This is a genomic window from Lactobacillus sp. VURO6/B1 (VP7), assembly GCF_058139575.1.
In genome coordinates this window covers 61,549-75,170 of sequence record NZ_JBVOWJ010000008.1, presented here as the reverse complement: position 1 = coordinate 75,170, position 13,622 = coordinate 61,549, and the positions used below count along the sequence as shown (strand labels likewise).

The following is a 13,622-nucleotide window of genomic DNA, read 5'->3' as shown; positions in this document are numbered from 1 at the left end:
TATAATAGACAATATGTAGAGCATGGCAAAAATGAGACTATCAGTTTAATGCTGGTTCATTAGCTACTAATTATTAAAAAACAGCTATCAACTGATAAAAAGTTGTGACAAGCCTAGCGATAAAGGATATTGAAATCAAATTTAAAGGAGTAAATCAAAGTGAAATTACATAAAAATATTATTGTTGCAGCTGTTGCGGGTATTACCGTTTTAGCGCCAATTATTAGTCAAACTTCAGCTGTTTTAGCAGATGTGGCTGCAACTAACGAAACAAATACAAATACTAATACCAACACTAATACAAATAATCCAGACACAAGTGCAACAGATAAAACTGAAACTCCTGTAGCTGAACCAATTTCGCAACCTATCCAAGATACCCACGTATTAATATCAGAAATATCTTGCCCTGTAGCTGAACCAATTTCGCAACCTATCCAAGATAATGATCCCGAACCAAAGACCAATATCCACAAAACTAAGAAAACTTGGTCAAAACGTCATAAGAAAGCTAATAAATATTATAATAAAAATGTTAAAAAAGGTAAGAAATTAAAGAATAAGAAATCAAGACTTAAACTTTATAAGAAAGCCTTAAAACATTTTAAAAATTATAAGACTAATTATGCTAAAAGATTTAAGAAATACCTTAATGCAGAAATTAAATGGTTGAAGAGGCAAATTAAGAAAGATGTTCCTACAACTAAACCTTCTGGAGATTTAAAACCAAAGCCTGTAAATCCTCCTAAGAAGAAACCTAAAGAACATGAAGGATGGGTAGAAAGCTTTACTTATGATCATTATTTGAATGATTATAAATATTATAAGAAAAATCCTAAAATTAATAAACCATTTATGGAAAAGGTTATTAAAGCATTGAAGAAACGTGGATATAAATTTAATAAAGACTTATCTGATAAAGGATACGAAGCACATAATAAGAAACTTCAAAAACGTGATGATAAACTTATTGATGAAGGTAAATTAAAATAATTTTCTATTTCTTCACTAATAAAACAAAAAGGCTAATTCGTAATTAAAACGAATTAGCTTTTTTGTATTATCTATTTAAGTTTGAACCCTTTAGGCAGCTGCGGCTTTTTGCCATTATACATGACATAAGTTTCCTTGGGACTCTTTTTAGCCGAATGGTTATACAGTTTTAGCAACTGTTTTGCAGTATATTTTTTGCCTTTAGGTTTTCTAATTGTCCCTTTACCCACTGCTTGGATATGCTTAAAGCCTTTGCCCACTCCTGAACTCTTACGTAAGCGGTAATGCCCGAGTTTGACAACAAAGCCCTTGGGATTACCGGCATTAAGCAAAATTTGACTGTTATGAATGTTAAAATGGCTTAAATCAACTCCAACTAATTTTTTATCGTTTTCAAACATTATAGTTGAAGATTTTAATTTCGGTAAATGCCAGCCACTTAAATTCACATACATCAGATTAGTACAATCATTAAACATACCAGTCGTACTAGTAACATTAGTCATTCTGAAATGCGAAAGATCTATGCTAATCAAACTCTTATTATCAGTAAACATATAAGTCATGTCTTTAACGTTCTCAGTATTCCAGCCATCCAGGTTCAAATTGGTTAAAGAATAATTTCCAGTAAACATCCCCCACATGGTGGTAACTTTTGCAGTATTTAAATGACTTAAATCTAGACTTTCTATAGTAGGATCTTCCGCAAACATTTCCCGCATATTAGTTACATTTGATGTATCTAAATGATTTAAATTTATACTTTTTAAATTAGGATTTTTTGCAAACATTTCCCGCATATTGGTTGCATTTGACGTATCTAAATGATTCAAATTTATACTCTTTAGATTAGGATTTTTCGCAAACATTCCTCTCATGTTTTTAACATTATGAGTATCAAGTTTGGCTAGATTTAATTGCTCTAGCTGTGAAAAGCCTTCGAACATGTATGACATGTTTGTGACATTCGCCGTATGCAATTTGCTCAAGTCAACATCCGTTAAATTAGGACAGTCAGCAAACATATACGACATATCTGTTACCTTATTGGTGTTCCAATTGTCTAAAACTAATTTTGTTATTTTGCTTGAAGCAAACATATTTGACATCTTAATAACATTACTGGTATCTAATGAACTAAGATCCAGGGTCTTTACCCCAGTTGTTCCTGAGAACATGTATTCCATGTCTGTAACTTTACTAGTATTGAGTTTGGCAAAATCTAAATTAGAAATATCAGCCCGCTCAAACATTCCTGACATATCAGTCACATTGCTTGTATCAAGGTCAGCAAAATTAAGATTTTGAAGTTTGGTTAGACTAAACATATTACTCATTTCAGTAACGCGACTGGTGTTAAAACTACTCAAGTTAATGCTTTTGGCAGTGCAACCATTAAACATATAATCCATTTTAGTGACATTACTAGTATTAAAACTGGTCAAGTTAATGTTTTCAGCAGTGCAATTACTAAACATATAATTCATGTTAGTGACATTGCTAGTATTAAAACTGCTCAAATCTAGCGTTGATAGTCCTGTAGACTCAAACATTCTATTCATATCAGTTACTTTATCAGTTTGAAAGTGACTTAAATCAAGCTCAGTCAGAGCCTGATCCATATCAAACAAGCCACTCATGTCAGTGACTTCACTGGTGTCAACTAAGTCCAGTCCCTTAATGTCTTTCAAATTATTTAGCTCGCTAAACTTATATTTTGAATCTGCAGGAAGTTTTACGGGGGAGGCAAAAACAATATGGGTAATATTATTCCCCCAACTCCATTCTTCATTAAACGGGCGACTCGAAAGAGTGCTATTTTTCTGAGTTCCTTTAATTGTCAGGGTTCTGGTAACAATATCATAATTCCAGCTGCAGTCACCATCTTTGCCTGACCAAATACCTGGTATTTCTTGAATATCATTATTCACTTGATCGCTAGCATCAGGTTTATTAGTTGCAGCAGAAACCGGCTTAACAGCAGCTGCCATTAAGTTCAGACCACAAAAAGCAAGACTGCTGCTAATACCAACTTTTTTAACTAAACCTAAAATTTGTCTTGAATGGTTGTGATTCATTATCATGACCTCCTTTTCATTAACTTAATTATAAGCCGTTTCAAATCCAAAATATTGCAAAATATAGTTTTCCTAGTTGCAAAAAATAATGAAAGCCAGGCAAAATCCATTAAATTTACCAGATAAAATAAATTTGAGTTTCATTTTGGGTTACGATAACATTAAATTATAAGCTCATTTTTGTAAGGTCATAATTTGCGAGGTCATAATATGAAACGTTTTAAGAAAATTTGTATTGGACTAACAGCCTTATTATTAACTGCTGGTCCATTATTGCCAAATATCACCAATTCCCAAACAGTAGAAGCTGCTCAGAAAGCCAAAGGAGAAGTTACGCTGCTTAAAAACGATTATGTTTACAATCCGTCAGGTCATAAAATAAAATTGAATATTTCTCACGGCTTTACCGTTCCTGAAGGTTTTAGCACTGATTCCAAGGGCTACGTGATTACTGACATGGAAATTGATGAATACAGCGATGGCAGAACCAGTTATTCCTACTATGGTACTAAAAAAATTAACGGGCAAAAATTTTACAACCTTGGTCATAACTATTACGTTAAAAATGCCGATATTTTAGAAGTAAAAGGCCATAATATTAAAAAAGGCAAACTAGTATTAAGTCACAATTCATTGATTTACACCAAGACTGGCAAAGCAACTGGTAAGAAATTAAGAACTGATGCAATTGTCAAGTATCAAGGAAAAGCTAAGACTGCTACCAAAACACCTAAATACTTTTATTATCTTAATGATTTAGACAGATACTTCAAGCCCAGATATATACCTACTCATAAAATTAAAGGGAAATATTATTACTCTTTAGGACATAATCGCTACATTAAGGCAGCTAATGTCGGCTACATTAATGGTCACATTGCTCGCTACAATGGTGTTTCGTCAGCGACTGTCCTTAGGAACACCTCCAGCACAACGGTAAATTATTCTGCTGCAAAGCGGAAACTGAAAAAAGGACAAAAGATTAAACTTGATTTAACTGTTATTCCATACGAAATTGATGGCTTTGAGGGTTATATATACAGATTGCACGATCACCCGGATGAATATGTTGATGAAGACGAAGTTAAACTGAAAAGGAACCTGCCTATTATTGATTACAGTGACTTAGTCTACACTTATGTCACCCCATTAGCAGGCAACAGCGTTGAACTTTATGATACTTCCGGTAAGGCAACTGGCAAGCATATCATGAAGCCGACACATAGTAATCTGACGGTTGATGGCTTAATGTACTTGTGGATTCCTGAGAAAAACAAGGCGGAACTGTTTTATCACTGTCTAAATTACAGCGATACTAATGTGATTGATGACAAGCAACCAAATCTGATACCAGATCAAGATTCAGTAACCCACAATAATAATCCAAAATTAAACTATGGCAATAACTTTATCAAAGTTAGCGATGTTAAATACGTCAGCGGGTTAAAACTGAAAGCATTTAATACGATTGAGCAGGCCAAAAATGATCAAAGAATTGCAACGACTGCTGACAAGCAAGAATTACTAGCACTTTTTAATGAGGGCAAAGATTTAGATCAAAACGCTAAATATGATACGGATCTAATGAATAATTATGATTGCTCCTTAAGTAATGCCTCTGCCATAATAAGATCTGATAAGGCAACTATCGCCCAAGTTACTGAAGCTGTCTGGTATGTTAAAACTGCTAAAGAGCAACTGACAACTATGTCTGTTCCTCAGGGCGATTAAATCTTTTAGACTAATAGAAAAAGGCTAATTCGTTTTTAATTACGAACTAGCCTTTTTTGTCTTATCTATTTAAGTTTGAACCCTTCAGGCAGCTGGGGCTTTTTGCCATTATACATAACATAAGTTTCTTTAGGACTCTTTTTAGCCGAATGGTTATACAGTTTTAGCAATTGCTTTTCAGTATACTTCTTGCCTTTCGGCTTTCTAATTGTCCCTTTGCCAACAGCTTGGATATGTTTAAAGCCTTGACCTACTCCTGAACTCTTACGTAAGCGGTAATGCCCAAGCTTGACAACAAAGCCTTTGGGATTGCCAGCATTTTTCAAAACCTGACTATTATGGATATTAAAATGACTTAAATCAACTCCAGCGAGCTTCTGATCATTAGTAAACATTTCCGTTGAATCGTATACTTTTGGTAACCGCCAGCCATGCAGATCAACAAAAACAAGATTATCACAGTTCATAAACATTTCGCTGACCCTAGTAACTTGGCGTGTATCCCAAGTATGCAGGTCAAGTTGCTCAAGACTTTTTGCACCCTTAAACATCCTAAGCATATCAGTAACTTTGGCAGTATTAAAGTGCCTCAAGTCAATGTCTTTTAGACTGCTGTCACCACTGAACATATAATTCATCCAGCGTACGTTCTTGGTGTTCCAGTTCGTTAAATTGAGTTTGGTCAAAGAACTGTCTCCAGAAAACAGCGATATCATATTAGTAACGTTGCTGGTATCAAAACTACTTAAATCTAAACTAGTAACAGCTGGATTGTCTGCGAACATTTCTCTCATATCTTTAACTTTACTCGTATCAAAGTGACTGAAATTTAGCTGATCCAAATGAGCGAATTTTGCAAACATCCCCGACATGTCTGTAACATTACCGGTATTAAAGCCACTTAAGTCAAGTTTAGTTAAGTCAGAACACCCTTGGAACATATTTTTCATACTGGTAACGTTTTTGGTGTCCCAATTAGCCAAGTTTAAGTGAGTAACTTTACTACCCCTAAACATTTCTGCCATATTTGTCACTTGACTGGTAGCAAAACTACTCAGATCAAGACTTGACAGATTTTGGGTACCGGAAAACATCCTAGACATATTATTAACTTTTCTGGTGTTAAAGTGCTTCAGATTTAGTTCAGGAACTTTTATTCCAGCAAACATACCAGCCATGTTAGTGACATTACTAGTATCAAAATTAGCCAGATTAAGTTCTGCCACATCGCTATCCGCAAACATATCTGCCATATCGGTCACTTGGCTGGTATCAAAACTACTCAGATTAAGCTCTTTCATCGAGCTGTTTCTAAACATACCACTCATATTAGTGACTTTGCTGGTATTAAAACTGCTCAAATCTACTTCTGTTAAGGCTGTGTTGTCAAACATTCGTTCCATATTAGTCACTTGGCTGGTATCAAAGTGACTCACATCAGCTTTAGTTAGAGCTTTGTCATTAGTAAAAAGCAAAGCCATATTTGTCACTTGACTAGTATCAACTTTGTCGAGACCTGTAATATCCTCCAAATACTCAAGACCGGAAAACTTTTCTGCCGAATTCGGAGCCATTTGAACCGGTGTTTCAAACACAATATGTTCAATATTGCCAGACCATTTAAACTGCTTTAAAAATGGTGTGCTGGATAATTGACTGCTCTTTTGCGCGCCACTAATCCGCAGAGTTCTACTAATAACGTCGTATTGCCATGTGCAGCTGCCATCAGTGCCAGTCCAAAGACCGGCATCAGATGGCAAACCTGTCGCACTAATTGGGACAACAGCAGGAGTTTCTGTTACAGCAGCTACATTTACGTTTACTCGCACCGTTACGACTAAACCTAATGCCATTGTTGCAATACCTATCCCAGTTTTTTCAAACTTGATTAAATTTGGAAGCTTCATCTTGATACCTCTTTTCTCTTACCCTAATTATACGGGTTTTTTGCTTAAAACTTATTAATGATTTGAAACTTAAGTTAAACTTTGTCAGCCTGTTATTCTTTTACTGTAAGACATGTATTGCTGCATCTATATTAGGTTATAATAAATTTAGTAGAAAGGATTAGTAAGGAGGTAAATCATGAAATTAACCAAAAAAATCTGTTTGGCGATCACGGCTTTGGCATTGGTCGTCACACCTTTTTTAGTAAATTGCAATCAAATACAAACGGTTGCAGCTGCCAAAAGCAGTAAAAAGACCGCAAAGGATAAAATCACTTTAATCTATGGTGCCCATCTTTATAATAAATATGGGCATAAAATTAAAAACAAGAACAAATATCTGCCCTATGCTCAAGATGATGCCAGTGGTTATAAGTATATCTATAGCTTTAATGCAGATGTTATGAAATACTACGGCACCAAAATAATTAAAGGGCAAAAATTCTATAATATTGGTAAAGGTTGCTACATTAATGCCGCAGATGTCATGGAAGTTAACGGTAAGAACAGCAAAAAGGGCAAATTGGTTTTATTACAGAAATCAGCCGTTTATACTAAAGCAGGTAACAAGACTGGTCACACTTTACCTAAGCGCGCTATCGTTAAATATCAAGGCAAAGTTAAGCAAGTTAAAGCAAAACCAAAATACTATTATACTAAGTACTTTAACTCAGATAACAATGAGCATATTTTCTATCTGCCACTCACAAAAATTAAAGGAAAAAACTATTATGCCATTGGTAAAAATCGCTATGTCAAAGCCTATAATGTGGCAAGTTTAGATGGTTATCCTCTAACTTACAATGGGGTTACAACGGCCATCGTTCTCAAAAAGACAGCTACTCAGACTTTAAACGAAATGAAAACCAAACATATTTTAAAAAAGGGTCAGAAAATAAAAGTTGATTTGGCTGTTGAACCTTGGGCAGAAGATTTTGAAGGCTATATTTTCCGCCTGCATAATCATCATGATGAATACATAGATGAAAACTGTATCAACCTGAGAAATTACTTACCAACTACCGACTACTCTGATTTAACCTACAGTTTTGTTACTGCAAGGACTACTGCAAACGTTAAGCTTTATGACGCCACAGGAAAACCCGTTGGAATTAGTTTTAACACTGCAAAGCAGTCTAACTTTAATGTTGACGGCTTGTTCTATATTTGGAATGCGGCTACAAACAAAGCTGAGTTGTATTATCACCTTCTGAGTAACAATTTAGACAGAAAAGCCCTTATCAACAATGATGGCACACAACTAAAGGCTCCAGCGACTGACAAAAAATATGGTCCGATCATTCTCACCACTAATGAAAAAATAATAGCAGCTAACAGTTTCGTCAAAGCAAGTGATGTGAAATTTAGCAGGGGCATAAAACTTTCTCCTGTAAACACTTCATTAGCAGCTGAGCAGAAACAAAAAGTAGCAACCGACAGCGATAAAGTGAAGCTCCAGAAAGACTTTGATTCTGGACAGCAAACTATTAATGAGAGTGTTCACTATGATGGACTTATGCAGAGCTATGACTATGCTTTAGCTAATGCTGCTGTCGTCTTACGGTCGAGCAAAGCAACGCTGGCACAAGTAGATCAGGCAATCTGGCTGTTAAAAACCACTAAAACACAGATAAAAACTTTAAACTTCCCTGAATTTGCCTAAAGTTTACTAGAAAGACAAACTAAAAAGGATTAGTTCTAAAATGTGATATGATCCCCCAAATTAAGACAATTTCGAGGGTCATATCAATGAGCTAGTCCTTTTATTTTACTAAAAATCAAAAATGAAATGATTTTGGTAACTGTGGTTTTTTACCGTTATACATGACATAGGTTTCTTTAGGGCTCTTTTTAGCAGAATGATTATACAGCTTGAATAATTGCTTTGCAGTATATTTTTTGCCTTTCGGTTTTCTAATTGTACCTTTATCTACAGCCTGAATGTGTTTAAATCCTTGGCCTACACCTGAACTCTTACGCAAACGGTAATGGCCCAGCTTCACAGCAAATCCTTTAGGATTTCCTGCCTGATTTAAAATCCTGCTGTTATGAATATTAAAATTAGTCAGATCAACCCCTGCTAATTTCTTGTCCTGCATAAACATATCTGTCGAATCAGTCAGTTTAGGCATGTGCCAGCCGTATAAATTAACATTAGTAAGATTAGGACATTGAGCGAACATCTCACTTACTTCAGTTAATTTACGGGTGTTCCAATTATGTAAATCAACAGTTTGGAGACTCCGATCATTTTTAAACATCTCATATGCTTCAGTGAGACTATTAGTTTTAAGATGACTTAAATTAATATTGACCAGCTGCGGGTCATTTTTAAACATGCGACTCATACTCCTGACCCGTTTGGTATTCCAGCCTTTCAAATTAACCGTTTTTAAGTTGTCATCATCACTAAACATGCCAAACAAAGTCGTATTAGACTTAGTATTAAAATGACTTAAATCTAAGCTGGTAATTTTTTTCATACCAGAAAACATATAGCTGGTGTTAGTCACCTTGCTGGTATCAAAATGACTAATATCAAAATCAGTTAAATTTTCAGCATCGCTAAACATGCTATACATATCAGTCACCTTGCCGGTATTAAAGTGCTTAATATTTAAACTGACGATATTCTTTAATCCGGCAAACATAGTGCTCATATCAGTAACATTGGCAGTATTCCAGCCCGTTAAATTAAGCTGTTTTAATGCTGTATCGTTTGAAAACATGCCTGACATATTAGTTACTTTACTAGTATCAAAATTACTCAAATCCAAACTGGTCAAATTTGCATCCCCAAAAAACATAGTTTTCATATTTTGGACATTAATAGTATTAAAATTGTTCAAGTTTAGAGTTGTTATGTTCTCACTATGAGAAAACATGCTGCTCATGTCCGTGACGTTTTTGGTATTAAAGCCTGAGCAGTCGAGCTGTTTAATCAGGCAATTATTGAACATTCCGCTCATATTTTGTACTTTACTGGTATCAAAGCTATCTACATTAATCGTTTCTGCCTTGGAACTGGAAAACATATTTGCCATATCGGTTACTTTGCTAGTATTAAAGTTTTTTAAATCCAGCTTTTTAAAATTGGCCGCCGCAAACATGCTGTTCATAGTGGTTACATTTGCGGTATTCAATTTACTCAAATCTATTGCTGTAGCAGTAGCATTATCCATACCTAATTTAAAGAACATGTTACTCATATCTGTAACTTTACCGGTATCAAAATTACTAATATCTAAACTATTAAGGTTCATATCACCGGCAAATAAACCAGACATATCGGTTACCTCACTGGTATCAGCGTTCTCTAAACCCTTAATATCAGACAAATATCTCAAATTAGCAAATTTTTCTTTTGAATTTGCAGGTAACTTAAACGGATTTTCAAAAACGATATGTTCAATACTTCCAGCCCATTTGAATTCTTTAGTAAAAGGTGTGCTTGACAATTGTGCTCCTTTAGCGCCGCTAACAGTCAGCGTATTGGTAAGGACATCATATTGCCACGTGCAGCTGCCATCAGTGCCAGTCCAAAAGCCCAGCTGATTATTGCTAGTACTGGGTGCATTCAGTGTTATTTTTGCAGTTTGATCTTTAGCAGCAGGTGTTGCAGAAGCTGCCAAAACATTTTGCACCAGATTAGCGCCACTCATCATGCCCAAGACTATGGCAGCCATACTGATACCCATTTTTGCTAAAATATTTTGCTTGAATTTAGTTAACTTCATTTTCTGACCTCCTTTTCCTCTTAATTTCATTGTAAGCCTTTTAAAAGTTAAATAATATCTTCTTTTGCGTTTACTTGCGCTAGTTTCCAGCCAGTCATAAAATGCTGCTCGCGCAAAGAACGCAAGTCAGAATAATCGCTCTCCAAGCTATCAATTGCATCCTGCAATTTTTTGTTTTGCTTACGGATCTGGTCAAGTTCAGGATCATTAACAACGCCCTTCAGGTGCATTTTAGCGGCTAATTCGCGTCGTCTTTCCTCAAATTCACCCTTCAATGTAGCAAGAGCGTCTTCATATTTGACCAGTTTTTGGTTAACTTCAGGAATTTCATTATTCAAACTGACAAATAATTTGTAGGGCATGTTGGACTTAATACGATTGCATTCCGTGCAAGATAAAATCAGATTATCAAAATCATTATTATGTGAGAGTGAAACCGGGTCTTTGTGATCGACGCTACGTCCACGTCTGCCGCAATATTGGCAGCGATAGTGATATTTAGCACGAATGCGTTCACGGTCAATGTAATCCACTTCATTGAGCTTAAAGTCGACGGTTAAGCCTAATTTACTTAGATTTTCGGCAAAAGTAAATTCGCTGCTGGGTACAAAGTCAGTTTGACCTGTCTCGCTGTCAATTACTGCCTGATTAAAATCATGTGCTGATAGTTGTTGCTGGGCTAATTCATTGCCATCATAATCCTGAATAAAAGCCTCATAACGCTTACGCATGTCATTTTTAGCAACCAAAAATGTTGAATTATCTGCGACTTCACCTTTTCCTACAAAAGTAAACAATAAGCATTGCGCAAAAACTTTAACCGCAATATTGGCAAAGTCTTCCGGCTTTTCTCCTCTTTGAATGCATAGATCGCAAATACTAGTCAGTTTAGGATTAATCAGACCCGTTTGTTTAAAATGTTTGGCATTTATGCGCAATCCACACGCACTGCATTGAAACTTCACTTTTAAGCGTTCTCCTTAGAGCAAAATGTATGTATCATTAATCTAATTCTACTCAATTTAGAGCAATAAAAAAAGGCGGACGAAAGTTTCATCCACCTTTTAGTCTTGTTTAAAAACAAACTATTTATTTTCGTCTGCTTTGGCCTTGTTCAAGAAAGCAACAACTGCTGCCACGTGCGCAACACGTTTCTTGCCGTTCTTCTTGTTCTTAGGTCTTTGGTTTGGTTCACAACCAGTGTTGTAATTTTCACCTTTACGCATAGTACTATACTTCCTTTCAAGATTTTCGAAAATCTTATATAGTTTAACACTTAGGACTTTTTGAAGCAAGATTTGCTCATATTGAGCCATTACGTTTTACCATTTAAAATAAAAAGCGCTCCATTTTGGAACGCTAAAAATAAAGTGATTTTTTAGTACATATTATTAGTTAAATACACTAATTATTTTCACTAACTGTCATGGCAGCATCAATTACGCCACTGTCATCGGCTAAACTAATGGCCGCATTCTTTTCATCTACTACCAAATCGTTGCCTAAATATTGCATTTCTGCAGGACTGGTGTATAAATCCAAGCCAATATTATTTTCAACTTTAAGTGAAAAGTCTGGGTCTTGTTTATCCAAGACTACAAATTGAAAACGAGTCCCGGCAGCACAGCTACCGGCAATGTTAGAATATTTGTTGGAACCGTCATTTAATGAAAGCAAAACAACTTGTCCGTCTTTCACACTTTTCTTGATTTTATCAGCTGCACCTGCTTTAACATTCATTTTAACTGATTCGGAATTACTCATTTTAATATTTCCTCCTAATCCTTAGCAATTTTCTTCAGTATAGGATATATTAAGTTATAGTGTCAAAAATTATGTTTATAGTAAAAGTGATTTTCACCATGAAAAATTTATTATTGCGTATAACAGAAAAAAAGGTCAAAATGTATATAGCGATTATAGATGATTATAACTTGTGAAAGGGGACATTTTATGACCGTCTTGAAAAAGGTTTTTAGTGATAAAATCCTGCAGATTACTTTTGTAATAACGATTATCAGTCTTTTTTTTGCTAGACCGCGGCTTGAGGATATCAACTTACATACGATTTTTTCAGTCGCCGCGATGCTAATCATTATTCAAATATACGCTTACTTGCACGTTCTGGACGTGTTGGCGTATAAACTGACCAGTATTGCCGACAATATGCAGAAATTAAACATCTTGTTTACGCTTCTAGCGATTATTGCTGGGATGTTTCTTGGCAATGACATAACAGCGCTTACATTGATTCCCCTGTATTTAAATATTGCCAAAAGATGTAACTTGCCACAAATTTTACCTGTCACTTTAATTGGTATGGGTGCAAATATTGGGGCTGCTTTTACTCCTTGGGGTAATCCCCATAATATCTTTTTGGTCAGTAAATATTCTGTTAATGCCCTGCAGTTTTTCTCCTGGTCTTTGCCCTATTTATTAATGGCATTATTCATTACGTTTATTATTTTTTACTTTATCCCTCGTAAAAAAATTCCCAGACAAGATATTAAACAGATTAATATCAGTTTAAGACCCACAATCATTACTACAGCAGTATTCGCCTTATTTTTCTTAGGGGTATTTAAGGTGATTAATGTTGCAATTCCGATGATTGTTGCAATTATCTTAGCCTTATTAATAAACCCGAGAATTTTGCTTAAAGTAGATTTTGCTTTGCTATTAACCTTTACCTGTTTCTTCATCTTCATTAGTGATATTCAACAGATCCCGCTGATTGTCAGCATCATTCATACGATGATTAATTCGGAAAGCTCAACCTACTTCACTTCGATTATCTCCAGTCAGATTATCAGCAATGTTCCTGCAACTATTTTAGTCGGTAAGTTTACTCCTTACGCTGAAGCGTTATTTTTAGGTTCTAACATTGGCGGCTTTGGCTCTCCTATCGGTTCAATGGCCAATATGCTGGTCTTAAAAACTTTTACTCAAAATGCGACAGTTTCAAGGGGAGAATTTTTCAAGAAATGGTCTGTAATGCAGTTCATCGGTCTAATTGTTTTAACCATTGTGGGCTGGGGACTTTTATTAATTTAAGACACAATAGTAAAGCTTTGCTAATGAAAGATAGTATAAGCTTCTTTTTTATATTCAAAAGGTTCTTAATCAGTTATAATTAA

At 35.2% G+C, this 13,622-nt stretch carries 10 protein-coding genes; 4 read left to right on the top strand and 6 right to left on the bottom strand.

Annotated features, from left to right (window positions below):
- The first annotated feature begins 159 nt into the window (after positions 1-159).
- A complete protein-coding gene (locus tag ACZ2M0_RS05865; RefSeq protein ID WP_490058839.1) occupies positions 160-993 on the top strand; it encodes a hypothetical protein in 834 nt (277 codons plus the stop codon).
- Between the two features lie 71 nt (positions 994-1,064).
- On the opposite strand, the gene ACZ2M0_RS05860 is transcribed toward ACZ2M0_RS05865, so the two are convergent.
- Complete coding sequence (locus ACZ2M0_RS05860; protein ID WP_490058838.1) at positions 1,065-3,071, bottom strand: BspA family leucine-rich repeat surface protein; 2,007 nt, start codon at positions 3,069-3,071, stop codon at positions 1,065-1,067.
- A 210-nt stretch (positions 3,072-3,281) separates the two neighbouring features.
- Here ACZ2M0_RS05860 and ACZ2M0_RS05855 point away from each other — a divergent pair, with 210 nt between their 5' ends.
- Positions 3,282-4,802 (top strand): SLAP domain-containing protein, encoded by a 1,521-nt coding sequence (locus tag ACZ2M0_RS05855; RefSeq protein ID WP_490058837.1) that lies wholly within the window; start codon positions 3,282-3,284, stop codon positions 4,800-4,802.
- 65 nt (positions 4,803-4,867) lie between these two features.
- Here the strand turns inward: ACZ2M0_RS05855 and ACZ2M0_RS05850 are convergent, their stop codons facing one another.
- Positions 4,868-6,709 carry a BspA family leucine-rich repeat surface protein gene (locus ACZ2M0_RS05850; protein ID WP_490058836.1) on the bottom strand — a complete coding sequence of 614 codons (1,842 nt, stop codon included), beginning with the start codon at positions 6,707-6,709 and terminating at the stop codon, positions 4,868-4,870.
- A gap of 178 nt (positions 6,710-6,887) precedes the next feature.
- On the opposite strand from ACZ2M0_RS05850, the gene ACZ2M0_RS05845 reads away from it, so the two are divergent.
- Positions 6,888-8,411, top strand: a complete 1,524-nt coding sequence (locus tag ACZ2M0_RS05845) for an SLAP domain-containing protein (RefSeq protein WP_490058835.1) — start codon at positions 6,888-6,890, stop codon at positions 8,409-8,411.
- A gap of 115 nt (positions 8,412-8,526) precedes the next feature.
- Here ACZ2M0_RS05845 and ACZ2M0_RS05840 read toward each other — a convergent pair whose 3' ends face one another.
- From ACZ2M0_RS05840 to ACZ2M0_RS05825, 4 genes are all read right to left on the bottom strand, one after another.
- The gene (locus tag ACZ2M0_RS05840; protein ID WP_490058834.1) at positions 8,527-10,485 is read right to left on the bottom strand and encodes a BspA family leucine-rich repeat surface protein; all 1,959 of its coding nucleotides are present in this window, start codon (positions 10,483-10,485) and stop codon (positions 8,527-8,529) included.
- Positions 10,486-10,532: 47 nt separating this feature from the next.
- Complete coding sequence (locus tag ACZ2M0_RS05835; protein WP_490058833.1) at positions 10,533-11,450, bottom strand: HNH endonuclease; 918 nt, start codon at positions 11,448-11,450, stop codon at positions 10,533-10,535.
- Positions 11,451-11,570: 120 nt separating this feature from the next.
- Positions 11,571-11,711: a hypothetical protein gene (locus ACZ2M0_RS05830; protein ID WP_090094091.1), complete on the bottom strand. Its 141-nt coding sequence runs from the start codon at positions 11,709-11,711 to the stop codon at positions 11,571-11,573.
- A gap of 178 nt (positions 11,712-11,889) precedes the next feature.
- Positions 11,890-12,249, bottom strand: coding sequence for an iron-sulfur cluster biosynthesis family protein (locus ACZ2M0_RS05825; protein WP_490058832.1), 360 nt, complete (start codon positions 12,247-12,249; stop codon positions 11,890-11,892).
- Positions 12,250-12,438: 189 nt separating this feature from the next.
- On the opposite strand from ACZ2M0_RS05825, the gene ACZ2M0_RS05820 reads away from it, so the two are divergent.
- On the top strand, positions 12,439-13,539 hold the full coding sequence (locus tag ACZ2M0_RS05820; protein ID WP_490058831.1) for an SLC13 family permease: 1,101 nt from the start codon (positions 12,439-12,441) through the stop codon (positions 13,537-13,539).
- Positions 13,540-13,622: the final 83 nt, after the last annotated feature.